Annotated in this window: 18 protein-coding genes; 8 read left to right on the plus strand and 10 right to left on the minus strand. The window is 66.4% G+C overall.

Annotated elements, in window-relative coordinates:
- Positions 1–37: 37 nt before the first annotated feature.
- The 3 genes from ACQ651_RS08235 to ACQ651_RS08245 are packed head-to-tail and all read right to left on the minus strand — an operon-like array spanning position 38 to position 5,708.
- Entirely contained in the window at positions 38–1,315 is a 1,278-nt protein-coding gene (locus tag ACQ651_RS08235; RefSeq protein WP_430449004.1) for an MFS transporter, read from the minus strand.
- Positions 1,316–1,371: 56 nt separating this feature from the next.
- The gene (queA, locus tag ACQ651_RS08240; RefSeq protein WP_430449005.1) at positions 1,372–2,427 is read right to left on the minus strand and encodes a tRNA preQ1(34) S-adenosylmethionine ribosyltransferase-isomerase QueA; all 1,056 of its coding nucleotides are present in this window, start codon (positions 2,425–2,427) and stop codon (positions 1,372–1,374) included.
- Positions 2,424–5,708 (minus strand): AsmA-like C-terminal region-containing protein, encoded by a 3,285-nt coding sequence (locus ACQ651_RS08245; RefSeq protein ID WP_430449006.1) that lies wholly within the window; start codon positions 5,706–5,708, stop codon positions 2,424–2,426. The genes queA and ACQ651_RS08245 overlap by 4 nt, the downstream gene beginning before the upstream one ends.
- Before the next feature lie 123 nt (positions 5,709–5,831).
- Here ACQ651_RS08245 and ACQ651_RS08250 point away from each other — a divergent pair, with 123 nt between their 5' ends.
- The 5 genes from ACQ651_RS08250 to ACQ651_RS08270 all read left to right on the plus strand — a co-directional run bounded on the left by ACQ651_RS08250 (position 5,832) and on the right by ACQ651_RS08270 (position 10,671).
- Positions 5,832–6,293: a peroxiredoxin gene (locus tag ACQ651_RS08250; RefSeq protein WP_375552108.1), complete on the plus strand. Its 462-nt coding sequence runs from the start codon at positions 5,832–5,834 to the stop codon at positions 6,291–6,293.
- A gap of 23 nt (positions 6,294–6,316) precedes the next feature.
- On the plus strand, positions 6,317–7,126 hold the full coding sequence (locus tag ACQ651_RS08255) for a ferritin-like domain-containing protein (RefSeq protein WP_375552771.1): 810 nt from the start codon (positions 6,317–6,319) through the stop codon (positions 7,124–7,126).
- 175 nt (positions 7,127–7,301) lie between these two features.
- Positions 7,302–8,642, plus strand: coding sequence for a DUF5930 domain-containing protein (locus ACQ651_RS08260; RefSeq protein WP_430450318.1), 1,341 nt, complete (start codon positions 7,302–7,304; stop codon positions 8,640–8,642).
- Positions 8,632–9,186 (plus strand): bactofilin family protein, encoded by a 555-nt coding sequence (locus ACQ651_RS08265; protein WP_227286727.1) that lies wholly within the window; start codon positions 8,632–8,634, stop codon positions 9,184–9,186. Before ACQ651_RS08260 ends, ACQ651_RS08265 begins: the two co-directional genes overlap by 11 nt.
- 39 nt (positions 9,187–9,225) lie before the next feature.
- Positions 9,226–10,671, plus strand: coding sequence for an MFS transporter (locus tag ACQ651_RS08270; protein WP_430449007.1), 1,446 nt, complete (start codon positions 9,226–9,228; stop codon positions 10,669–10,671).
- A 36-nt stretch (positions 10,672–10,707) separates the two neighbouring features.
- On the opposite strand, the gene ACQ651_RS08275 is transcribed toward ACQ651_RS08270, so the two are convergent.
- From ACQ651_RS08275 to ACQ651_RS08300, 6 genes are all read right to left on the minus strand, one after another.
- Positions 10,708–11,496: a DUF2189 domain-containing protein gene (locus tag ACQ651_RS08275; protein ID WP_227286731.1), complete on the minus strand. Its 789-nt coding sequence runs from the start codon at positions 11,494–11,496 to the stop codon at positions 10,708–10,710.
- Positions 11,497–11,571: 75 nt separating this feature from the next.
- Positions 11,572–12,957 (minus strand): amidase, encoded by a 1,386-nt coding sequence (locus ACQ651_RS08280; protein WP_430449008.1) that lies wholly within the window; start codon positions 12,955–12,957, stop codon positions 11,572–11,574.
- A gap of 94 nt (positions 12,958–13,051) precedes the next feature.
- On the minus strand, positions 13,052–14,176 hold the full coding sequence (prfB, locus tag ACQ651_RS08285; protein WP_121899520.1) for a peptide chain release factor 2: 1,125 nt from the start codon (positions 14,174–14,176) through the stop codon (positions 13,052–13,054).
- 100 nt (positions 14,177–14,276) lie between these two features.
- Positions 14,277–16,853 carry a penicillin-binding protein 1A gene (locus ACQ651_RS08290; protein WP_375552104.1) on the minus strand — a complete coding sequence of 859 codons (2,577 nt, stop codon included), beginning with the start codon at positions 16,851–16,853 and terminating at the stop codon, positions 14,277–14,279.
- 148 nt (positions 16,854–17,001) lie between these two features.
- Positions 17,002–18,219, minus strand: a complete 1,218-nt coding sequence (locus ACQ651_RS08295) for an N-acetylmuramoyl-L-alanine amidase (RefSeq protein ID WP_430449009.1) — start codon at positions 18,217–18,219, stop codon at positions 17,002–17,004.
- Between the two features lie 112 nt (positions 18,220–18,331).
- On the minus strand, positions 18,332–19,489 hold the full coding sequence (locus ACQ651_RS08300; protein ID WP_430449010.1) for a pyridoxal phosphate-dependent aminotransferase: 1,158 nt from the start codon (positions 19,487–19,489) through the stop codon (positions 18,332–18,334).
- A 50-nt stretch (positions 19,490–19,539) separates the two neighbouring features.
- On the opposite strand from ACQ651_RS08300, the gene ACQ651_RS08305 reads away from it, so the two are divergent.
- From ACQ651_RS08305 to ACQ651_RS08315, 3 genes are all read left to right on the plus strand, one after another.
- Positions 19,540–20,892 (plus strand): M48 family metalloprotease, encoded by a 1,353-nt coding sequence (locus tag ACQ651_RS08305; RefSeq protein ID WP_227286740.1) that lies wholly within the window; start codon positions 19,540–19,542, stop codon positions 20,890–20,892.
- A complete protein-coding gene (locus ACQ651_RS08310) occupies positions 20,892–21,650 on the plus strand; it encodes a DsbA family protein (RefSeq protein ID WP_227286741.1) in 759 nt (252 codons plus the stop codon). The genes ACQ651_RS08305 and ACQ651_RS08310 overlap by 1 nt, the downstream gene beginning before the upstream one ends.
- Positions 21,651–21,784: 134 nt before the next feature.
- Positions 21,785–22,573, plus strand: a complete 789-nt coding sequence (locus tag ACQ651_RS08315; protein ID WP_430449011.1) for a Stf0 family sulfotransferase — start codon at positions 21,785–21,787, stop codon at positions 22,571–22,573.
- Between the two features lie 122 nt (positions 22,574–22,695).
- On the opposite strand, the gene ACQ651_RS08320 is transcribed toward ACQ651_RS08315, so the two are convergent.
- Positions 22,696–25,461 (minus strand): Rne/Rng family ribonuclease, encoded by a 2,766-nt coding sequence (locus ACQ651_RS08320; protein WP_430449012.1) that lies wholly within the window; start codon positions 25,459–25,461, stop codon positions 22,696–22,698.
- Between the last annotated feature and the right edge of the window lie 97 nt (positions 25,462–25,558).

The raw sequence follows: 25,558 nt of genomic DNA on the forward strand, positions 1-25,558 counted from the left end.
CTCCTCCTTCACGACCTTTGGCGGTCTTGGGAGCACCTTACACGGCGGGCTGCGACTTGTCTTCCGTCTCCTCGGCTTCCTGCGCAGCTTCGATGAACGCCTCCTGCGCCCATTCCATGGCGACCGGCGATGTGGTCGCCATCACCGGGGCATAGCTGCCGGTCTCGTCCGACGACGGCGCGGGCCGCACGGTCATCCGATAGGCTGCATAGACCGCAAGCGTGGCCATCAGCACGGCGAGATAGATGAAATAGCCCGACGGCCCGATCGCCCCCATGATCGCGCCCACCGCAAGCGGGCCGAAGATCGCACCGACCCCGTTGATGAAAATCAGCCGGCCACCGGCCGCCGCCATCTGTTCATGTTCCAGAAAGTCGTTCGTATAGGCCACCAGAAGCGCATAAAGCGGGTTCGCCATGCCGCCGAACAGGAATGCCGCCGACAGCAGCAGCCAGAACAGGCCGCCGCCCAGCACCCCGACCACGGCGAGCGCGGCGGCCAGAACGCTGATGGCGAGGATAAGCACCCGGCGGTCCATCCGGTCCGATATCCAGCCGATCGGATATTGCAGCAGCAGGCCGCCCACGTAGAAGGAGGCGACGAACATCGAGATCTGGCCAAGGCCAAGCCCGGCCTCGGTGCCATAGACCGCCGACATGCCGAACATCGCCGAATAGACGCCCCCCATCACGAAGATGCCCGCACATCCAAGCGGAGAGACGGCGAGGACTTCGCGCAGGCTCATCGGTTTGGTGGTCTCGAAGGCCGGCGTCGGGGTGGCCGACAGCAGGATCGGCGCAAAGCTCAGCGAGACGAGCACCGACAGCACGATGAAAAGCGTGTAGCCGGACGGATCGCCCAGAACCAGCAGACCCTGCGCGGAGACGATGCCCGCCATCTGCACCACCATGTAGATCGACAGCGCCTTGCCCCGCGTCTCGTTGGTGGCCGCATTGTTCAGCCAGCTTTCGGCGGTCACGTACACGGCGGAGAAACAGAACCCGATGATCACGCGCAGCACCGTCCAGCTGATCGGATCGGTCAGCACCGGGAACAGAACCAGCGCCGCCGAGATCATCGAGCCCAGGGCCGCGAAGACGCGAATATGCCCCACCCGGCGGATCATCTCCGGCGCCATGCGGGAGCCGCCCAGAAAGCCCGCGAAATAGGCGGACATGACGATCGACAGTTCCAGTGTCGAAAATCCCTCGATGGCGCCGCGCACGCCCAGAAGGGTTCCCTGAAGGCCGTTTCCGACCATCAGCAGAAGCATGCCCAACAGCAGGGCCCATGAGGAGCGAAGAACATCTATCATGGGGCCGTCCCTAACCGTTTGACGCCAGTTAGGTCATCCAATTTCGTCACGATCTGTCACGTCTGCGACGGAATCAGCAACGAGGCGTCCCCGTAGGAGAAGAATCTGTATTCCTGCTCAATGGCATGGGCGTAAATCTCCTTGATCCGGTCCGCGCCCATCAGCGCGGAGACCAGCATCATCAGGGTCGATTTCGGCAGGTGGAAATTGGTCATCAACGCCTGCGTGATCTTGAACCGATAGCCGGGGTAGATGAAGATATCCGTGTCGCCCTGCCACGCCGCGAGGGAGCCATCGGCACCCGCGGCGGTTTCGATCAGCCGCAATGCGGTGGTCCCCACCGGGATAATCCGGCCGCCGGCGGCTTTTGTCGCGGTGATCTCGGCGGCGGCCTCGGCGGTGATCTCGCCCCATTCCGCATGCATCCGGTGCGTGGTCACGTCATCAACAGTGACCGGAAGAAAGGTGCCCGCGCCCACGTGAAGCGTCACGAAACTCATCGTGACCCCCCTGTCGCGCAGCGCGGCCAGCAACGGTTCATCGAAATGCAGGCTGGCGGTGGGTGCGGCCACCGCGCCGGAGCGGCGGGCCCAGATTGTCTGGTAATCCTGCTTGTCCTGCGCATCGGCGGCCCGTTTGCCCGCAATATAGGGCGGCAGCGGCATGGCGCCCGCCGCATTCAGCGCCGCGTCGAAATCCGTACCCCTCAGGTTGAACCGCAGGTGCAACCCGGCCTCCAGCGCAGTCACCTCGGCCGACAGATCGTCGGAGAACACCACCTTCTCCCCGATCGCCAGTTTGCGCAGCGGCTTGGCCAGCGCCGACCAGCTGCCATCGGCCTGCGGCTCCAGCAGGGTGACCTCGACCTTGGCCTTCACGATCTCGGTGCCGGTGTCGCGCCACCGGACCCCGGACAGCCGCGCCGGAATGACCTTGGTGTCATTCAGGACCAGCCGATCGCCGGGGCGCAGGATGTCGGGCAGATCATAGACATACCGGTCCTCCGTCCGGGGGCCGTCGGCCAGCAGCAGGCGTGCCGACGATCTGGGCCGTGCGGGCCGGGTGGCGATCCGCCCCTCCGGCAGGTCGAAATCGAAATCGTTCAAGTTCACTGGCTCAGCTCCGGTGGCGGACGGCGAAAGATCTCGCGGAAGATGCCCGGCGTCAGAATCGACAGCGGGTTCACGGCTACACGTGTGTTTTCCGGCGTGCCGGTCAAGCGGTAAGTGACACCGAAAAGCCCCTCGCGCCGGGGGGCGAACAACGCGCCCAGAACGCCGTTGACCATGTATAGCGGCGACACGACGCCCTGCATGTCGAAGCGCCGGTTGGCGATGTCATAGACCCCGTCCATCGAGATGCCCATGGACGGCCCCACCGCCGTGCCCTGTTCGACGACGATAGCCCGCGGATCGAGACGGAACCGCGCCTCCACCTCGCCGAGATTGATGCCCGTGTCGCCCAGTTGTTCAAGAAGCCCCACGATCGAAACGGCGTTCAGAAGCTCGGCCATCGCAGGCGCGTTGCGCAGGCGCGGCCCGTTGATCGTGAGCTGGCCGATATAGGCGCCGGTCTGGCCCGTCGGCTGCATCACAAGCTCCATCTCGCCGCCATAGGCATTCTCGAACAGGCCCGCCGCGCGCATGACCGCCCCGCCATCGTTCGAGCGCAGCCGCACCGCCGCCCCGTTCGCCGTGGTCACAAGCGTGCCGGTGACCGGCACCGCGCCGTTGACCTCTCCCCGGAACTGCCCCGAGAGACCGCCCGTGGTGGTCAGATCCGCCGCGACCGAATTGAGCGCGATGCCATCGCTGATCTGCAACCGGTCGAGGCGCACGGTCAGCGGACCGCTGCCCGCCCCGCCGCGCGCGCCCCCGCCGCCCGAGGGCACCCGGCGCAGATCGACGCTGCCGCCGGTCAGCTCGACCGATGGCGCGCGCGCCTGCCCCCGGCCCACCAGCGCGCCGGTCACATCCAGCCAGTCGTTCAGCCGGAACCGCGTGGCGGTCAGCCGGTCGAAGCCACCGCCTTCACGCAGGCGGATATCGCCCTGAAGCTCCAGACCCGCGGCGGCCAGTTCCAGCGAGGTGATACCGGGCGCGTCGCCCAGACGCACCGTCGCGGCAAGCCGCCCGGTCTGACCCTCCGGCTTTTGCCATGACAAGGCGTCAAGCCGCAGCCCCAGACCGGAGAGATCCGACGACAGGACCAGATCGGGCGGGCCATCCCCGCCGCCGAGTTCCAGAACGAAATCCGCCCCCGTCGATCCCGTGACAAGACCGTCGGGCAGTACCACACCAAAATCGGCCAACCCGTCCGGAGACAGAACGCCCGTACCCTCCAGCCGGCTGCGGCCATCGGCGCCGGGACCAAGGGCGCGGGTCCATCGCCCGGTTGCCGCGATCCCGTCAAGGCGCGCGCGTCCGCTGATCGCGACGCGGTCCGGCACAACCTCGACCTCAAGGCTGTCCGCGCTCACCACCCGCCCGGCCACGAGCGTATCGGAGCGGATGTCCGCCAGCCGGCCGCTGACCTCGAATTCGATCGCCTCGAACGGCACCCGTTGGCGCAGCGGCACACTGAGCCGCCCGCGCAGATCGGCCCGGCCCGTGGCCAGCGTCTCCGCAGAAAGCCGCCCCTCGGAAAACAGGTTCACCGGCGGCAGTTCCAGAAGGCTCAGCACATCGCGCAGCTCCCCCTGGGCGCGAAGGTCGAACGCGGTGTCGGGGCCGCGCACCCTCACATCCTCGATCACCATCGTCGATCCCGCCAGCCCGACCGACCCGCCCAATGGCCCTGTCACCCCGCCCGCGCTCAGCGACATCACGAAGCGCGGGCCGGTCAGCGAGACATAGCCCCGCGCGTCCTCGATCGGGGGCATCTGGCGCAAGGCGCGGATCGTGCTCTCCTCGAAGTCCAGACGCAGCATCTGAGCGGGCGTCCCGCCCGGCTCCTGCCGGAAGGAGAACCGGATATCGCGCAACGTGCCGCCGGTCAGATTGCGGTCCAGCCAGCCCCGGGTGTTCGGGATCGCACCGGTCGGCCAGTAGGGCAGCACATCGGTCACCGCGATCTCGGGGATCGTTGCGTCGATCCGCATGCTCAACCCGTCGGGGCGCGCGGCGATCTCGCCCTCCGCGCTCAGATGCAAGGCGCCATCGAACAGCACTGCCTGCCCCAGCTCCAGACGCACGAAAGGCGACAGGGACAGCCGCATATCCATCGCGCCCCCTTCGAACTGCACGGGCGCGGCAAAAATGCCCTCGGGCGCGGCTTCGATCCCGGTGAAGTGAAACTGGCCGACATAGCTGGTGCCATCTTGCATAAGATCGGCATTGCCCGTGGCCCGGAACCGCAAGGCGGGCGCATCCACATCGAGCGCGGAGAAGCTCAGCCGCGCGGCGGCCGCATCGTAATCGAAATAGGCGCTGAGCGCTGTGAAGGGCAAAGGTGCCACCCCCTCGCCCAGAGATATCCGGCCTTCCCCGATATCCAGCGCGCCGCTCAGATCGCCGACCGTGCCGTCATCCCTGAGCCGCGTCGTCAGCGCCCCTGAAATCGGCGCGCGCATCAGATCCAGCCAGGCAAGCGCGGGGGCGGCGCTGGCCACGTCCCGGGCCGCCAGATTCTGGAACTGCGCGCGCATATCGGTCCGGCCCAGTTCGGGGTTTCGGGTTACCGCAAGCGACAGGCTGGCATTGCGGCTTCCCTCCAGCTGGCCGCCCATGATCAGGGTCAGCGCGGCGCCCTTGCGCTCCAGCCGCAGGTTGGCGTCATGGGCCCGCATCTCGCGGCCCGTCACCGCATCGTTCAGGATCAGTTCCAGCCCCCGCCCGCTGATTTCTTGCAGTTCGGCGAAGATCGGCTGCGCGAACATCGCGTCGATGCGGGCCAGCGTCTCGGTCAGATCCCGGGCCTCGGCCCGGCGCTCATCGGTCAGGGCCAGATCGAGGCGCCCCTCGGCATCGCGGACCATGCGCAGGCCGGCACCGGTCAGATCGACCCGATAGGGCCGCATCTCTCCGCGCAGCAACGCGCGCCCGTTCAGATGCACCGACAGTTCCGGGAACCGTGCCCGCAGATCGTCACCATCGCGGAGCACCACATCGCTCAGCACGATCTGCGGTGTCACCCCACCCTCGCGCAGCGCCAGCCCGATATCGCCGATTTCCACCTGATTGGCCGCCATCGCCCGGTCGAGACGCGTCTCGATCATCGTCTGAACGCCGTCGGGCAGGCGCAGGACATTGTCCATCGCCATCCAGATGACGGCAACCAGCATCAGCACCGGAACCAGCACCAGCAGGCTCAGAACCGTACTGCACCACCACAGGATCCGCCGACGCAATCGGCGGGGCGGGGTCTGGCGAACGTCCTTTGGCTGCTCTGCCATGGGTGACCTGTCTGGGGGGCATTTTGCCCGGCGCGTCGATCTTGTCCTTTATCTTCGCTGCAAATCCCCTAGCTTGCAAACCGAACGCGGCCCGGCCGCCTGTCACAATTCGATGAGGTTCACATGCTCGACACCGGCGCTCCCGCCCCCGATTTCACGCTGCCCCGCGACGGAGACGGCGAAATCACCCTTTCCGCCCTGCGGCCCGCCGCGGTGGTGTTGTATTTCTACCCCAAGGACGACACGTCCGGCTGCACCAAGGAGGCGATCGCCTTCACCGAGCTTGCCCCGGAGTTCGAGGCCGCGGGGGCAAAGATCATCGGCATCTCCAAGGACACCGTCGCCAAGCATGACAAGTTCATCGCCAAGCACGACCTGGGCATCGCCCTTGCGTCCGACGCGGAAGGCGATGTCTGCGAACGTTACGGAACCTGGGTCGAGAAGAACATGTACGGCAAGAAATACATGGGCATCGAGCGCGCCACGTTCCTGATCGATGGCGAGGGCAAGATCGCCCGGATCTGGCGCAAGGTGAAGGTGCCGGGCCATGCGGACGCGGTGCTGGAGGCCGTGCGCGCGCTGTGAGCACGCCCGCCAGCCTTGCCGAGATGGCCGTGGCGGTTCTGACCACGGCGGATGCGCGCGCCAAAACCGCGCTCTCCCGCGATTTCGCAAAACGCTGGAAGGCCTCCCGTGCGGAAGGTGGCCGCGCCATTCCCATTGGCGCCGCCTGCCCGCCCGACCAGCCGGCGCGACCTGCGCAACCGCCGCTGCTGGACCCGCGCGACGTGCCCCGCCGCAAACCCGGAACGCTCGCGGGGCGCACCGCCATTCTCCATGCGGTTGCCCATATCGAACTGAATGCGGTTGATCTGCACTGGGACATCCTTGCCCGGTTTGCGCATGTGCCCATGCCGATGGGCTTCTACGATGACTGGGTGCAGGCGGCCGATGAAGAGTCCAAGCATTTCAACCTGATCGCCGATTGCCTGGCAGAGATGGACAGTTTCTACGGCGCGTTACCCGCCCATGCCGGCATGTGGCGCGCCGCCGAGGATACGGCCGGTGATTTCATGGGGCGGCTTGCCGTCGTCCCGATGGTGCTGGAGGCGCGCGGGCTGGATGTCACGCCAAACATGATCGAGGTTTTCCGCCGCGCGGGCAACGCCCCCGGCGCGGCGCAGGCCGTGGCCGCGATGGAGGTGATCTATGCCGAGGAGGTGCACCATGTGGCCTATGGCTCCAAATGGTTCCACTTTCTGTGCGGGCGCGAAGACACCGACCCGAAAGAGGCCTTTCACCGCCTCGTCCGGCGCTATTTCCATGGCGCGCTCAAACCGCCCTTCAACGAAGAGAAGCGCGCCGAGGCAGGGATCCCCCCGGATTTCTACTGGCCGCTTTCCGAGAAAGCCGGGTGAAGGCCGCCAGATCGGCGGATTTCCGCTCAAACCGCCCATTGCTGGCGTCTTTTAGCCACACTTAAAGATAAATCATTGAGGCAATAATCCCCATCGCTTATGCCCTTGCGGAGCTACGATGCCGCGTAGGGGATGACGCGTGCGGGCGACAAGACGGAGCATGGGGCAGAATATCGTGAAGACACGGGCACTAAACCGCTTGAGCGCGGTCTTGGAAAAGCATCTTCCTGAACAGCGACTGTTTCTCAAGGCCGATGAAGGCACACGGTTCGTGCGGCTCCGACCCGGCACACAGGCCCTGATGATCGCAGGCGGCGCGCTTTTCGTGGGCTGGACCGTGATCGTCACATCCATTTTCCTCATCGACACGATCAGCGCAGGCGGCGCCCGGGATCAGGCCGCGCGCGAACAACTGACCTACCAGACACGACTGAATGCACTTTCCGACGAGCGCGACGCCCGCGCGGCGGAGGCACGTCTGGCCCAGGACCGGTTCGCGGTGGCGATGGATCAGGTATCGGACATGCAGTCGCGGCTGCTGGAATCCGAACAGCGCCGGCGCGAGATGGAAACCGCCGTCGACGTGATCCAGACCACGCTGCGCCGGACCATGTCGGAACGCGACGAGGCCCGCGCCCGCGCCGATCAGCTTATGGCCGAGCTTCAGGCCGAAACCGGAACGATCCAGACCGCGGCGGGCCGCCAGCAGGACATGGAACAGACGATGACCTTCCTCGCCGAGGCGTTGGAGGACACCGCGAGCGAACGCGACAATGCGCATCAGAACATGGCCGAAGCCCATTCCGAGGTGGAGCGGCTTCAGTTCGAGGCCGAACTGGCCGCCGAGCGCAACGAGCGCATCTTCACCCAGATCGAAGAGGCCGTCGCGATGTCTCTGGAACCGCTGGACAACATGTTCCGCAGCGCCGGCATGCCCACCGACCAGATCATCGAGCAGGTGCGCCGCGGCTATTCCGGCCAGGGCGGGCCGCTGATGCCGATCACCATGTCGTCACGCGGGCAGGAACCCGACGCGATGTCGCTGCGCGCCAACGAGGTTCTGGAAGGTCTCGATCAGGTGAACCTGTACCGGATGGCGGCCGAGCAATTGCCCTTCGCGATGCCGGTCCAGTCGTCGGTCCGCTTCACCTCCGGGTTCGGCTATCGCCGCGACCCGATCAATGGCGGTCGGCGGCTTCACGCCGGTACCGATTTCGCGGGTCCCGTGGGTACGCCGCTTTACGCCGCGGGCGACGGAGTGGTCATATTTGCAGGGCGCCAGAGCGGATACGGGCTCATGGTGAAGATCCAGCACCCCTTCGGGATCGAGACGCGCTACGCCCATATGTCGCGCCTTCGCGTGTCCCAAGGCCAAAGGGTCTCGCGCGGGGACCGGATCGGTGATATGGGAAGAACGGGCCGTGTAACGGGGCCGCATTTGCACTACGAAGTGCGCCAGAACGGCACTCCAATCAATCCGATGAACTTCATCACCGCAGGTAGAGATGTTTTCTAAATCCAAGATCAACGATCCCGCCCCGAAACCGGGCGATGACGCCGCCGCCAAATCGGCGAGCGCGCCGGTCGAACGCCCGGCAATGCCGCTTGGCACCCCCAGCACGCCGAAGGCGAAGCCGCCGGCCTCCACGCTCAGCGCGGATCTGACCATTGTGGGCAATCTGCGCACCTCGGGCGATATCCAGGTCGAGGGCCATGTGCAGGGCGATATTCGCGCCCATCTTCTGACCGTCGGCGAAAGCGCCACGATCGAAGGCGAGGTGGTTGCCGATGACATCGTCGTCACCGGCCGCGTCGTCGGCCGGGTCAGAGGGCTGAAGGTTCGCCTGACATCCACGGCGCGGGTCGAAGGGGATATCATCCACAAGACCATCGCCATTGAATCGGGCGCGCATTTCGAAGGCTCGGTTCAGCGTCAGGAAGACCCGCTTGCCACCTCGGGCCAGCCCAAGGCGACGCCGCCTTCGGCGGTTTCCAAGCCCCCTTCCTCGCCCGTTCAGGCCGCGCCCAAACCCGCGGCTGCCGCCGAGAGCAAAAGCTGATCCTTGAACACTGGCCTCCCTTCTCGGGGCGGGGCCGCCATGACAGTGAAAAAGCCGGGCCATGTGCCCGGCTTTTGTGCGCCCGAGGCACGGCCGTTCATTCTCTTTTCCGCCATTCTGGCCTCGGCCCTGGGGTTCATAGACGGCACGCTGGTCGCGATCGCGCTGCCAGCCATGCGCGACGGGCTGAACGCGACGCTGGTTCAGGCGCAATGGATCAATAACGGCTATCTGCTGCCCCTCTCCGCGCTGATCCTGATCGGCGGGGCCATCGGGGACAGATACGGGCTGGCCCGCGTCTTTGCCGCCGGGATCGCCGGTTTTGTGCTGGCCTCGCTGGCCTGCGCCGTCGCCCCCACGCCGGAAACGCTGATCGTGGCGCGCGTGTTTCAGGGCATCGGCGCGGCGGTCATGGTGCCCGGCAGTCTTGCCCTGATCGCGCGCGCCTATCCGGCGGAGGAACGTGGCCGGGCCATCGGCATCTGGGCCGCCGCCTCCGCATTGACCACCGCGCTCGGGCCGATCCTGGGCGGGCTGGTTCTGAGCTTCGGCGGGACCGAGACGTGGCGGCTTCTCTTCGCAATCAATCTGCCGCTTGGCGCACTGGCGCTCTGGATGATCCTGACGAAGGTCGCCGCCGACCCGGCGCGCCCCGATCACCCGCTGGATCTGCCCGGCGCGGCCCTGATCACCGGTGCGCTCGCCCTGATCGCTCTGGGCCTTACCGGCGCGTCCGAGGGGCATGCCGTCAACTGGACGCCCGCCCTTGTCGGCGCGGCGCTGTTCGCGGGATTTCTGGCTTGGGAGGCCCGCAGTCCCGCGCCCATGGTTCCGCTTGATCTGTTCCGAAATGCCAGTTTCTCGGCCGCGAACGGGGCGACCTTTCTGATCTATTTCGCACTGTCCACGGTGCTCTTCTTCCTGCCGATGACCTTGATCGCCGGTTGGGGGCAATCCGAAGTCGTGAGCGCCGCCGCCTTCGCGCCGCTATCGATTTTCATCCCGCTTCTGTCCACCCGCGCCGGGAAATGGGCCGATGACCATGGCCCCGGGCCCCTGATCGCGGTTGGCGGCGGGCTTGTGGCGCTGGCCTTCGCGGGGCTTGCGATCACCACCCCGTTGCAGGCCTTCTGGATCTTCACCCTGCCCTGCACCGCGCTGATGGGTCTGGGCATGGCCCTTGTCGTCGCGCCGCTATCGGCGGCGATCATGGGCGCGGTGCCCGAAGACCGCTCGGGCACGGCATCGGGGATCAACAATGCCGTCAGCCGTGTATCCGGGCTTGTCGCGGTCGCCGTGATGGGCACGCTTGCAGGCGCGATCTATGCGGGTGCGGGCGGCACCGGCAGCTTCGGCGCGTTTTCGGATACGGCGGGCCATGCGGCGGCGATGAATACGGCGTTCGCGACGCTTTGCTGGGTGACCGCGGCGCTGACCGCTCTGGGCGCGGGTCTGTCCTGGCTCTTCATCCGCAACGAGGACTGAAACCTCCGCACAGGGCATGCAGGCGCGCCGTGGCCTCTAGTCGCGGGAGGTAAGCGCCCGGCGATAGATATGCCACGACGCGTGGCCCAGCATTGGCAGCACCAGAAACAGGCCCAGAAGGAACGGCAGCATCGCGACGAAGGTCAGCCCGGCGATGATGGCCCCCCATGCCAGCATGACGCCCGGGTTGGTTTTCACCACCGAGAAACTGGTGAGCATCGCGGTCACGAAATCCAGTTCCTTGTCCAGCAGAAGCGGCAGGGCGATCACGGTCAGCGAAAACAGGACAAGGGCGAATATCGCCCCCGCCACCGTGCCGACGATCAGCATCATCAGCCCTTCCGGCTCCAGCAGATATGCATAGGACGATGTGACATTGGTCAGCGCCGAGGGGCCCAGAAAAAGCGCAAACAGCATATGGGCGAAAAACGACCAGAACAGGAAATAGACGATGATAACCCAGGAAATCGACGGCAATTGCCGATCTTTCTGCCGCCAGATCACGCCGAAGATATCGTTTCGCCGCCAGCCTTCGCCTTGCTCCAGACGACGCGACACCTCGTAAAGCCCGACCGCCAGAAACGGCCCCAACAGGGGAAAGCCGAGCGTGATCGGGATCGCATACCAGATCTGGTCAGTGACGAAGAGAAACAGATAGATCAGCCAGCCGCCCACCACATAGACATGGGCGAAAAACAGCCCCATGAACGGCGCGGCCAGATAATCCCGCAGCCCCATCTTCAGCGCATAGCCCAGATCGCCCAAGCTCATCCGGTTGACGGCGGGCACTTTCGAGGCGAGGCGTGGCTGGCTTATGTCGCTCATCCCGGATCCTCCCTTGCGAAACTCTAGCGGCAGGGCTTGCCGCGCGCCAAGCCCCTGCCGGGCGGATTTGCGAATTTATGTGTCATCGTCAAGGATCGGCAGATGGGTCCGCGGCCATTGCGTTGCCTGATGATAGATTTCGCCAAGCGCCAGCACCGCCGCATCGCCGCCCTTGGGCCCGATCAGTTGCACCCCGCCGGGCAGGCCTGCGGCGCCAAAGCCCACGGGCAGGTTCAGGCAGGGCAGCCCCGCCAGACTGACCGGCACGACAACCTCCATCCAGCGGTGATAGGTGTCCATCGCGACGCTCGCGATCTCCTGCGGCCATCTCCACTCCGCCGGAAACGGCCAGCATTGGGTCGATGGCAGTACCAGCGCATCAATTTGCCTGAACATCTCCTCCAGCGCCGACAGCCATCGCGTCCGGATCGCCGCCGCCGTCTCGATCCGGTCTCCGTCGAGCGCAAGGCCGCGCTCGATTTCCCAGACGGCCTCGGGCTTGAGCAAGGCCCGGCGGGCCGGATCGCGCCAGTCGGCCCCGTATTCCAGCGCCACCGTGAACGACCGCAGATCGGTCCAGCTTTGCCAGAGCGCGGCGGCGTCGAAGGGCGGGGCCAGCGGCTCCACCTCCCAGCCCAGATCGCGCATCGCGGCCACGGCGCCCTCTGCCAGATCGAGCACGCCCTCCTCCATCGGATAGGCGCCGCCCCAGTCTCCCAGCCAGCCGATCCGCGGGGGTTTCCGCGGCGGCGGCCCCGGTTGAAACGCCCCGTCGGTCAGCGTTTCCAAAAGCGCCGACACATCGGCGACCGAACGGCCCATCGGGCCGCGCGTGCTCAGCCCGTGGGAAAAAACGCTGTCGCCGGGCTCGGCCGGTATCAGCCCCGCCGTCGGTCGGAACCCGTAGACATTGTTCCAGGCGGCGGGGTTGCGCAGGCTGCCCATCATGTCGGACCCGTCGGCCACCGGCGCCATCCCCATGGCCAGCGCCGCCGCCGCACCCCCCGAAGATCCACCGGCGCTGCGCGACAGATCGTAGGGGTTCCGCGTGACGCCGAAAATCGGGTTGAAGGAATGGGATCCAAGCCCGAATTCCGGGACATTGGTCTTGCCGATGATGATCGCGCCCGTCCGGCGCAGCCGGGTCACCAGCGCCTCGTCCGCCACGGGCACGCAATCGCGCAACGGTGACCCCCAGGTCGATCGGACGCCCTTGACCCCAACCAGATCCTTTACGGCGAGCGGCATCCCATGCAGCCAGCCTTCGCGCGGCATGGCATCGGCCAGCCGTGCCTCGCCCATCAGCGCCTCGCGGTCCCGCAGGGACACAATCGCATTCACGCGGGTGTTCACGGCGTCGATCCGGGCCAGCGTGGCGCGCATCACCTCAACCGCGCTCACCTCTCGCGCCGCCATCCGTCGCGACAGCTCGACCGCATCCATGTGCAGAAAATCAGACATCCCGCCCCCCTTCATCCGGCCCCAGGGCGGCGCCCGGGGCAATGGCAGAGCGGTTCCGTCAGCCCGCCGACCGCGCGCCGGGGCGCCCGCCCGTCTATTCCGCCCGCGCCTCTGCCCGGCTCTTGCCGGAGACATCCATGGCCAGCGTCGCGGCCATGAGCCCGTCCAGATCGCCATCCAGAACCCCGGATGTGTCAGAAGTCTCGTAGCCGGTGCGCAGGTCTTTCACCATCTGATAGGGTTGCAGGACATAGGACCGGATCTGGTTGCCCCAGCCCGCATCGCCCTTGGCCTCATGGGCCTCGTTGATGGCCTCGTTCCGGCGATCCAGTTCCATCTGGTACAGCCGGGATTTCAGGGCTTTCATCGCGATATCGCGGTTCTGGTGCTGCGATTTTTCCGAACTCGTCACCACGATACCGGTGGGAATATGGGTGATCCGCACCGCCGAATCCGTCGTGTTCACATGCTGCCCGCCCGCGCCCGAGGAGCGATAGGTATCCAGCCGGATATCGGCGGGGTTCACCTCGATCTCGATATTGTCGTCGACCACCGGATAGACCCAGACCGAACTGAACGAGGTATGCCGCCGCGCCGCACTGTCATAGGGCGAAATCCGCACCAGACGATGCACGCCGCTTTCGGATTTCAGCCATCCATAGGCATTGTGGCCGGAAATCTTGTAAACCGCAGAACGTATGCCCGCCTCGTCACCGGCCGTGGTCGATTGCAGTTCCACCTCGTAGCCGCGTTTCTCGGCCCATCGCACATACATCCGCGCCAGCATCGAGGCCCAGTCGCAGGATTCCGTTCCACCCGCACCGGCATTGATCTCAAGGAAGGTGTCGTTGGCGTCGGCCTCGCCGTCCAGCAGCGCCTCCAGCTCCTTGGCCGCCGCATCCTCCACAAGTGCCGCCAAGGCTGTTTCGGCCTCGGCGACGACCTCGTCATCGCCTTCCTCCTCGCCCATTTCGATCAGGCCGACATTGTCCTCCAGCGCGCCCTTGATCGCCTCATAGGTTCCGATCTTGTCCAGCAGCACCTGCCGGTCGCGCATCAGTTTCTGCGCCGCGGCCTGATCGTTCCACAGATCCGGGTCCTCCACCCGGGCGTTGAACTCCTCAAGCCGGTGCCGGGCCGTTTCCAGCCCCAGTCGCTGACCCAGAAGCTCAAGCGATTTCTGCACTTTTTCGATATGGGATTGGGTCTCGGCCCGCATGGATCAGCCTGCCTCGTGAAGGATCATGTCAGTGTCCAACCGATCTAGACCAGCGGCCCGGCGCCCGCAAGCGGGCGCGCGCCAGGCAGCTTTCCGCATCTCAGTAAAGCCCGCCGGAACTCAGCGTGCCGAAGCCCGTGCCCGTAGGCACCCGGGCGCTGTCGCCGGTTGAGGTGGTGACCGTCTGCCCCGTGGTGCCGCCCTCGCCGCTGTCTTCCTCGCCGCGGGCGAACATCGGCAGGTCCGATCCCATCGCGAACCCGCCATCGACAATCGCCAGCAACCCGTAGATCGGCTCTTCGCCCTGGCGGAACAGTTCGGCGACAACGTGGTCGCCCTGCGCATCGTCGGGCAGGCGCTGGCCCGAGAACCGGTCGATATTGTAGAAGACCCCGCCTTCGGGAACGCGGAACGGGCCGCCGCCATATTCCTCGATTGCGGCCTGCATGAACTCGTTGAAGACAGGCCCGCACATCCCCCCGCCCGAGGCCCCCCGGCCAAGCGGGCGCGGCTGGTCATGACCGATGTAACACCCCGCCGCGATGTTGGAGGAGAAGCCAACGAACCACACGTCGCGCGCATCGTTCGTGGTGCCGGTCTTGCCCGCGATCGGTACCGGCAGGTTCACGGTGGAGGACGCCGTGCCGCGCTCCACCACACCGCGCATCATGGAGGTCAGCTGATAGGCCGTGATCGGGTCGATCACACGCTCGCGGTTGGAGACGATCCGCGGCGCCATGCCGGGCTCCAGCGAGGCCAGTTCGCAATCCGGACACAGCCGCTGATCGTGACGATAGACCGTCCCGCCGAAGCGGTCCTGCACGCGGTCGACCAGCGTCGGCTGTACCCGTTCACCGCCATTGGCGAACATCGCATAGGCCGCGACCATGCGGAACAGCGTCGTCTCCTGACTGCCAAGCGCATTCGCCAGAAAGGTCTCCGCGTCGTCGTAGACGCCGAACCGTTCGGCGTAGCGGGCCACGGTTTCCATGCCCACATCCTGCGCCAGACGCACGGTCATCAGGTTTCGCGACCGCACGATGCCCGTGCGAAGCGGTGCAGGCCCGTAGAACTGGTTCGACGCGTTTGTCGGGCGCCAGATGCCCGCGCCCGTGTCCAGCTCGATCGGCGCGTCGATGACGATCGTGTTCGGGCTGTAGCCGCTGTCCAGCGCGGCGGCATAGACGAAGGGCTTGAAGCTCGATCCCGGTTGCCGCGTCGCCTGAGTGGCCCGGTTGAAGACCGAATGCTGATACGAAAACCCGCCCTGCATCGCAAGCACACGGCCCGTGTTCACATCCATCGCCATGAAGCCACCCTGCACCTCGGGGATCTGGCGGAGCGTCCAGCGGATGAAGCTGCCGTCGCTGTCGCTTGTCATCGCGCGCACATGGATCACGTCGCCAACATCCAGCAGATCGCCGGCAACCCGCGCGGCGCTGCCCCGGTTGCCATCGGCATCCACGGGCCGGGCCCAGGTCACGTCCTCGGCTGGGATGAAGTGGCCGTCCTCATCCTCGGGCACATCCTCGATCCCGATCCGCGCACTGCTCTCGCCGACCGACAGAACCACCGCCACATGCCAGCCTTCGATGTCGCGGGGAATGTCCGTATCCGCAAGCGCCGCGCGCCAGCTTTCCTCATCCGCGCCCTCCAGCAGGGCCGGGTCGATCACCGCCAGCGGGTCCCGCCAAAGGCCCTGCGCGCGGTCGTAGCGTTCCAACCCCCGGCGCAGCGCGACCTCCGCCACCTGTTGCAGGCTCTCATCCATCGTGGCGCGCACCGCATAGCCGCCGGAGAAGAACTCCTCCTCCCCGAACTGCACCGACAATTGCCGGCGGATCTCGTCGGTGAAGTAGTTCCGCGGCGGCACTGTGGCGCGGAACGGCTCGATATGGCCGCCCTGAACGGTTTCCAGGGGCGCGGCCTGCGCCGTCTCCATTTCGTCGCGGCTCAGATACCCGTTCTCGAACATCTCGCGCAGCACGTAGTTGCGGCGGTTGATCGCCTGATCGTAGTCACGCACCGGATGCAGCCGGCCTGGCCGCTGCGGCAGCGCCGCCAGATATGCCGCCTGCTCCGGGCGCAGCTCTCGGAGGGACGCATTGAAGTAGGTCTGCGCGGCGGCGGCCACGCCATAGGAATTCTGGCCCAGGAAAATCTCGTTGAGATACAGCTCAAGAATGCGATCCTTGCTCAGCGTCTGCTCGATCCGGGCAGCAAGGATGATTTCCTGCACCTTGCGCTCGACCGTCCGCGATCCGTCCAGAAGGAAGTTCTTCATCACCTGCTGCGTGATGGTGGATGCGCCGCGGACATCGCGCCCCCGGGACCGTATGGCTTCCACGAAAGCGGCGCCGATTGCCCGCGGGTCATATCCGTCATGTTCATAGAAATTCCGGTCTTCGGCACTCACGAAGGCATGGGCCACCAGATCGGGAATATCCTCGGCCGCCACGAACAGACGCCGCTCGCGGGCGAACTCGTCGACGATCTCGCCCTCGGCGGAATAGATGCGGCTGATCGTGGCGGGCGTGTAGCGCGCCAGCGTCTCGTGATCGGGCAAATCGCGGCTGTACATGTAAAGGACCGCGCCAATCGACAACGCGGCAAACACCAGCCCGATCGTCAGCAAACTGAAGATCGCGCCGAATATGCCAAGAATGAATCGGATCATGTCGAACCTGTGCCGCCACCTGATGCCCGCTTATAGGGGTCCCGGCGGGCGGGGTCAAAAGCCACAGGCATCTTTCCGCGATCACAAAACCGCGGCCCCGTGCCCGGGTAGCCCGGTACCTGTCCTGCGATCCGGGCGGTGCGCCCTGCTATTGCCGCAAGAGCGTGGCCGCCGCCGCATCCTCCACCGCCCATTCCAGAATGGCGTCGCGCATCGTGGCCTGCATCAGCGCGCGCCAGACCGGATCCACAAGGTTGGCCAGATCCTCCGGCTCGGACATGAACCCCAGTTCCACCAGAACCGACGGGATATCCGCGGCTTTCAGCACGGTAAACCCCGCCTCCAGCCTCGGGCGGCTGTGCAGATCGCCTTCGGCTGCCGCGATGCCCGCCACCAGCGCATCGGCCAGCGCATCCGAGCGCGGGTCGGTTTCCAGCCGCGCCAGATCCATCAGGACGCCCGCCACCACATCGTCGCTGCCGCTGAGATCGATCCCGGCCAGCAGATCCGCCCGGTCATGGCGTTCCGCCAGCGCGGCGGAGGCTTCATCGGACGCGGTTGCCGACAGGGTGTAGACCGTCGCACCCGTCGCCCGCCCTTCGGCCAGCGCATCGGCATGGAGCGAGATGAACAGATCCGCACCGGCGGCGCGGGCGATGCTGACCCGGGTGGGCAGCGGCACGAAGACATCGCTCTCGCGCGTCAGGATCACCTCGAACCGGCCGGACCGCACCAGCGTTTCGCGCAACTCGCGGGCAAAAACCAGCATCAGATCGGCCTCGTCATGGCCGTCGCGCTGCGCGCCGGGGTCCAGCCCGCCATGGCCCGGGTCCAGCACCACGACCAGCATGCCCGTGCCGCTCTGCCGGGGGCGGGCCATTTCGCCCGCAGCCGGTGCGACCAGGGTGGCAACACCGGGCGGCGCGCCCGCGGTCTCCGCGAACGCCTCCGGGCTTGTGGGGTCGAGCCGCAGATGAACGGTAGCCGTCCCGTCGGCCGGATCGGTCTCCATCGCGGCCTGGGCCACGGCGAGCGGCCGGGACAGTTCCAGCACCATGCGCGACCAGCCCGGCTCAAGCGCGCCGCCAGTCTCGACGCCTGCCACCGCGTCGGCGGCATCGAAATCGACCGACAGACCCTCCCAGGCGACCTCCCGGAAATCCACCACGACGCGGGCGGGGTCATCCAGGGTGAACACCCGAAACGGCACCGCCTGGCTCAGCGCAAGCCCCATCCGGGCGCCGCCGCCGGCCACGTCGCTCAGCGAACTGTCGGCGGGCAGAACCCGGGCCAGGGCGCGGAAGTCCTGCGCCAGGGCCGGGGTCGCCAGCCAGATCATCAGAAAACTCAAAACTGCTCGGATCATCGGTCTTCCGCCGAAAGAATTTGCCGGAGACTAGCAGAGCCGGCGGCCCGCCCCAAGAGGCATCCTGCGTCCGGACGGATCGCGAAAACGCCGATCTGGCGAGGCCGGCACCCTATTCGGCGGCGGCCCGCGTCGACATGAAGTTTTTCAGCCGCGCAAGCCCCTCCTCGATATCCGCCGTGGCGCGTGCGTAGGAAAAACGCACCGTCCCCTGCCCCCGAACCGGGTCGAAATCCAGCCCCGGCGTCACCGCAACGCCCGCGTGGTCCAGTATCTCGGTGCAGAACGCCCGGCTGTCGGTGGTGATCTCCGAGACATCCGCATAGACGTAAAACGCGCCATCCGCGGGCGCGACCCTGTCGAAACCGGCCGCGGCGAGACCCTCCAGCATCAGCGCCCGGTTTGCGGTATAGACCGCGCGATGGCCATCCAGCTCGGCCCGGCCTTCTGGGCTGAGCGCGCCAAGTGCCGCGACCTGCGCCGCATGGGGCGGGCAGATGAACATGTTCTGCGCCAGCCGTTCGATCAGCCGCACATGATCCGGCGGCACCACCATCCAGCCGAGACGCCAGCCGGTCATCGAGAAATACTTGGAGAAGGAGTTGACGACATAAACCTCGTCGGTGACTTCCAGTGCCGAAATCGCGCGCCCGTCATATTGCAGACCGTGATAAATCTCGTCCGAGATCAGCGAGATCCCCTGCTCCGCGCAGGCCCCGGCCAAGGCACCCATGGCCGCCTTGTCCAGCATGGTGCCGGTCGGATTGGCGGGGGAGGCCACGATCAGCCCGGCCAGATCGCCGGACATTTGCCGCGGCAGGGGCTGGTAGCGGCTGGCCAGATCGGTCTGCAGCCCCACGGGCACAAGGCTGAGCGCGCGCAGGATTTGCCGGTAGGACGGGTAGCACGGCTCACCCAGAGCCACCTTGTCGCCCGCATCGAACAGCGCCGAGAAGGCGAGGAGAAACGCGCCTGAGGCCCCCGCCGTGATCACCACCCGCGCCGGGTCCAGATCGAGGCCGTACCATTCGCCGTAGAGCGCGGCGATGGCCGCACGCAGATCGGGGCGGCCAAGGGCGACCGTGTAGCCAAGCGGCCCGGCCTCCATCTCGGCGATCAGGCGCTCCCGCGCGGCCCGTGGCGCGCCGGTGCCTGGCTGCCCCACCTCCATATGGATAATATGGCGACCGGCCTCTTCGGCGGCGCGGGCGGCCTCCATCACGTCCATCACGATGAAGGGATCGACCTCGGCCCGGCTTGAATGTCGCATGAAAGCCTCCCTATGATGACGCGTTGAAGCAGGCCCCATGGGAGACGTCAATGCCCCGCCGCCGCCCGTTTACGACGCTGATCGCAGCGCTGGCCCTTTTGCTGACCGGATGGGCGGCCGAGGCGCGTTCGATCATTCGCGACGCAGAGATCGAACGCGGCCTGCAGGAACTGGCGGCGCCCATCCTGCGCGCCGCGGGTCTGCCGACCTCCACCCGGATCATCGTGGTGAACGATCGGACGCTGAACGCCTTCGTGGCCGATGCCCGGCATATCTTCATTCATTCCGGTCTGCTGATGCGGATGGAGGACCCGGCCGAGTTGCAGGCCGTGCTTGCCCATGAGGCGGCCCATATCGCCAATGGCCATCTGACCCGGCGCCCGGCCAATGCCCGCAGCGCGCAGAGTGCCGCGCGCATGGGCCTGCTTCTGGCGCTGGCGGCGGGGGCGGCATCGGACAATGGCCGCCTGGGCGCCGGGATCGCGATCGGAACCGGGTCCACCGCCGCGCGCCTGTTTTTCGCCCATACCCGCGCCGAAGAGGCCAGCGCCGACCAGGCCGGGCTCCGCTACATGGTTCAGGCCGGGATCGACCCCGCCGCGATGCTGGAGGTGCTGGAGATCTTCCGGGGTCAGGAGGCCCTGTCGGCCGGGCGGCAGGACCCTTATGTCCGCACCCACCCGCTGACCCGCGATCGCGTGCGCAGTGTCGAGGCCTTTGTCAACGGACGCTCCGGCAGCGCGGCGGGCGCCGAAAGCAGCGCCGAGGCACAATACTGGTTCGCCCGGACCCGCGCCAAGCTGGGCGGTTTCCTCAATGCCCCGCGCCAGACGCTCCGGCAGGCGGGCCGCACCGACCAGGGCGAGATCGCGACGCTGGCGCGCGCCATCGCACATCACCAGAACGCCGATGCCGCGCAGGCCATATCCGAGGTCGGGCGGCTGTTGCAGATGCGCCCGAATGATCCGTATTATCAGGAGCTTCAGGGCCAGATCCTGTTTGAATCGCGCAATTTCCCGCAGGCCGTGCAGGCCTATGCCCGCGCCGTGCAACTGGCGCCTCGGGAGCCGCTCATTCTGGCGGGCTACGGGCGCGCGCTTCTGGCGGCGGACACATCCTCCGGCAATGCCCGCGCCCGCGAGGTGCTGGAACAGGCCTATGCCCGCGATCCGTTCGACCCGCGCATGCTGCGCGATCTGGCTCTGGCCTATGCCCGCGGCGGCAACAATGGCATGGCCTCGGTCGTCACGGCGGAGCGCTACGCGATCCTGGGCCGGATGGAAGACGCCGAAATTCACGCCAACCGCGCCAGCGGCCTGCTGCCCAACGGATCGGGCGGGTGGCTTCGCGCGCAAGATGTGTTACGGGTGGCCGAAGCCGCCCAAAGCCGGAGAAATCGCTGATGAAATCGTTTTTTGCCGCCGCCCTGACCGGATTGATGCTGATCCTGAGCGGCCCTGCCCTCGCCGTCGATCTGGACGCCCTTACCGATACGGAGCGCGCGGCCTTCCGGGCGGAGGTGCGGGCCTATCTGCTCGAAAATCCCGAAGTGCTGATGGAGGCGATCGCGGTTCTGGAACAGCGCCAGGCCGCGGCCGAGGCGGCGCAGGACATGGACCTCGTGGCGGCCAATGCGGAGGCGCTCTTCAACTCCGAAACCTCCTGGGAAGGGGGCAACCCCGAGGGCGATCTCGTGCTGGTGGAGTTTCTCGATTACCGCTGCGGCTTCTGCCGGCGTGCCTTTCCGGAGGTGGAGCAACTGCTTGAAAGCGATGGCAATATCCGATTCGTGATCAAGGAGTTCCCGATTCTGGGCGAGCAGTCCACGCTGGCCTCCCGCTTCGCGCTCTCGACCCGGATCATCGAGGGCGATGCGGCCTACAAGGATCTTCACGATGCGATGATGGTGATGCGCGCGGAGGTGTCCGAAGAGAGCCTGAGCCGGATTGCCACCGAGCTTGGCTTCGACGCGGAGGCGATTCTGGCCGGCATCGATGCCCCCGAGATCGACCGGGTGCTGGAGGAGAATTACGCGCTGGCACAGCGTTTGCAGATCAGCGGGACACCCAGTTTCGTGATGGGCGACCAGTTGCTGCGTGGCTACCTGCCCTACGAGGCGATGGCGGAACTGGCGGAGCAGTTGCGGGCCGAAGCGAACTGAGCCCTGCCCGTCCCCCCCCGCCGCGTGGCGGGAAAGGCGCGATAGCGCCGGTTTGCCCGTCGCGCCCTCCTCGCAACGCCGGGATAGCTGCCCGTGCGGGCGCAGCCCGCGTGGCCCGCACCGAAGAGTGAGTGATGGCTGAATTCGCGTCCTATGTCATCTGCACGTCACCGCGAAGCGGCAGCACTCTGCTTTGCCAGCTTCTGGCGGCAACCGGGGTATCGGGCAACCCCGCCTCCTATTTCCACAAACCTTCCGTGGCGGATTGGGCCAGTGCCCTTGGCCTGTCGCCCGCCGCATCCGCCCCGGAAAAGGACATGCTCGCCGATATAGTCCAGGCCGCGCTTGCCAAGGGGCGGCGCGAGACCGGGATCTTCGGGCTCAGGCTGCAGCGACACAGCTTCGATTTTTTCGCCCGGAAACTGGCGGTGCTTCACCCCGAACCGGCAACCGATTTGCAGCGTTTCGAGATGACCTTCGGGCGCACCGCCTTCATTCACCTGACCCGGCTCGACAAGGTCGAGCAGGCGGTGTCTTGCGCGATGGCCAATCAGACCGGCCTTTGGCATCGGGCATCGGACGGCACGGAGCTTGAGCGCGTCTCTCCGCCGCGCCCTCCGGTTTATGATGGCCGCGAGATCCGGGAGCATCATGATCGCTTCCTTTCCTTTGATCGCGAGTGGACCCGCTGGTTCGACGCCGAAGGCATCGAACCGCTGCGGATCACGTATGAAACGCTTGCAGCCGACCCGGTCGGGACATTGCGCGGCCTGTTGGCCGAACTTGGCCTGAACCGGGAGGCCGTAGCCGGCGTGACGCCGACGGTCGCGAAGCTGGCTGACCGGACCAATCACGACTGGGCAACACGCTTTCGGGCCGACCTGCGATCAGCCGCTCACGAAGCGGAACGCCACCCGCACTGACACCTCCAAAGGGCCCACCGGCGGTCGCGGGCATAAAACAGGCGGGCAAGCCACAGAATGACAAAGGGCGCCACCGGGGCGCCCTTTGCAATCTGGTCTTCAATGGGTCCGACGCGCGCCCGTCAGCCGAGCGACCACCAGCCCTTGCGTTTCGGCTTGGCCGGTTTCTCGGGCGCAGCCTGCGTCTCCGGCTGCGGCTCGGGGGCGGGTTCCGGTGCAGGATCCGCCGTGACTTCCGCTGTTTCCAGAACCGGCTCCGGTGCGGGCTCGGGCTCCGGCGCGGCGGCGGGTTCGGGCGCCTCTTCGGTTGCCACGGCCGCTTCGGTATCAGGCTCCGCGGCGGGTGCCTCAGCGATTGCCGGCGCGGCCTTTTTGCGCCGCGTCCTCTTCGCCTTGACTTCGGGCGCAGGGGGCTCGCTCACGGGCTCTTCATCGCTCGCCGCGGCGACCTCCTCTTCGGCCGGTGCCTCCTCGGCGGCCTCTTCGGCCGGCGCCTCGTCGGTCTTCTTGCGGCCACGTCCCCCGCGGGAGCGGCGGCGCTTGGGCTTGGTCTCCCCCTCCTCGGCGTTTTCGGCGGCGTTCTCCTGATCGGGGGCCGCCACCTCGGCAGGCGCTTCCGTTTCAGGCACCTCGGCTGTGGTGTTCTCCTCCGCTACCGCTTCGGGTGCATCCTGCCCGTCGGCCTCTTGCGGCGCTTCGTCGGCCGCGCCCTCGCCATTGCTCTCGTCACTCGTCTCCGCATTGGTCTTGCGGCGGCCACGGCCCCCGCGACGGCGGCGGCGTTTGCGCTTGGTGCCGTTTTCCTCCCCGTCGGAGACCTCCGGAACATCCGCGACCTCAACCTCGTCGGCAACGGCTTCTTCCTCGATCTCGTCCATCAGGGCGGCATCCATCGACACGATCGGCGCGGCCTCCGGCACCCTGCGGGTGGCGGTCTTGAACTTCTCGATCTTGTAGTCCGGGGCGACCAGATGCGGGTCGGCCTCGATCCGGATCGACAGGCCATACCGCGCCTCGATCGCAGCCAGATACTCGCGTTTCACGTTCATGATGAAATTCACGATGCCCACCGGCGCTGTCAGCAACACCTCGCGCGACCGGCGGCGTGTCCCCTCCTCCTCCAGCTGGCGCAGGATGGACAGCGCAAGGCTGTCATCGGAGCGGACAAGACCCGTACCGTGGCAGGCGTGGCAGGGCTGGGTCGTCGCCTCCAGCATGCCCGGACGCAGCCTCTGACGCGACATTTCCATCAGCCCGAAGGCCGAAATCCGGCCCACCTGAATGCGGGCGCGGTCGGTTTTCAGCTTGTCCTTGATCCGCTTCTCGACCGCGGCGTTGTTGCGCCGGTCATCCATGTCGATGAAGTCGATCACGATCAGGCCTGCCAGATCGCGCAGGCGCACCTGGCGCGCCACCTCTTCGGCGGCCTCCAGATTGGTCTTGGTCGCGGTCTCTTCGATCGAGCCTTCCTTGGTGGCCCGGCCGGAGTTCACGTCGATCGCCACCAGCGCCTCGGTCACGCCGATCACGATGTAGCCGCCGGATTTCAGCTGCACCACAGGGTTGAACATGTCGGCCAGATAGCCCTCGACCTTGTGCCGCGCGAAAAGCGGCATCGGATCGGTGTACTGTTTCACGTTCTTGGCGTGGGACGGCATGATCATCTTCATGAAGTCCTTGGCCTGACGATACCCGGCCTCGCCCTCCACCAGAACCTCGTCGATCTCGCGGTTGTAGAGATCGCGGATCGACCGGTGGATCAGGTTGCCTTCTTCATAGATCGGGGCCGGCGCGATGGATTTGAGCGTCAGCGCGCGCACCTGTTCCCATTGCCGTTGCAGATATTCGTAGTCCCGCTTGATCTCGGCCTTGGTGCGTTTCGCGCCCGCCGTCCGCACGATCAGCCCCGCCCCCTGAGGCACGTCCAGACCGGTCGCGATCTCCTTGAGCTTCTTGCGATCCGCGGCCAGCGTGATCTTGCGGGAAATCCCGCCGCCACGGGCCGTGTTCGGCATCAGCACGCAATAGCGGCCGGCCAGAGACAGATAAGTGGTCAGCGCCGCGCCCTTGTTGCCGCGCTCTTCCTTGACGACCTGCACCAGCATAATCTGGCGAACCTTCACCACCTCCTGGATCTTGTATTTCCGGGGGCGCGGCTTGCGGACGGGGCGGATATCTTCCTGGTCGTCATCGTCGGCGACCGTATCCACATCATCCTGTTCGGCGCTGTCCGCGTCACCGTCATCGGCCCCGTTATCCTCGGCGCCATCCTCTTCGGAGCCGTCGTCATCGGCGCCCGTCTCGGAGATGTCCGCTTCGGCGGCATCCTGTGGATCTTCCTCGACCGCGTCTGCCTGCGTCCCGTCCTCGGAGGCGCCCGGTGCTTCGGCGGCGACATCGTGCAGATCGGTCGTTGCGATCTCATCCTCGTCTTCATCGCCCAGATCGACGACATCCATGCCCGACGGCGCGCGGGCCTCGCCCCGTGTCACCACGTCATGCGCGGCGCTCTCGGCCCTGGTCTCGCCGCCCTTCCGTCGGCGGCTGCGGCTGCGCCGCTTCGGGCGCGGCTCGTCTTCTGTCGCGGCCATCGCCTCGGCATATTCCCGTTCCTCGGCCAGCAGCGCTTCGCGATCCGCCGTCGGGATCTGATAGTAATCGGGATGAATTTCGGAAAAGGCGAGAAAGCCGTGGCGATTGCCGCCATAATCCACAAAGGCCGCCTGAAGCGATGGCTCCACCCGGGTGATCTTTGCGAGATAGATGTTTCCTGCCAGTTGCCGCTTGTTCAGCGACTCGAAGTCGAACTCCTCGACCTTGGTTCCGTCTGCCACGACAACGCGGGTCTCTTCCGCGTGTGTGGCATCGATAAGCATCTTTTTTGCCATGTTATCCTTGCGCATGGCCCCTTGCCCGCCCGTCGGGCGGCATGGCTGCCATGTTGTCCTGAAATGGCGAGGACGCGCGCCGACATGCCCACCGGAC

This window comes from Rhodophyticola sp. (assembly GCF_965284195.1).
Classification (GTDB): domain Bacteria; phylum Pseudomonadota; class Alphaproteobacteria; order Rhodobacterales; family Rhodobacteraceae; genus Rhodophyticola.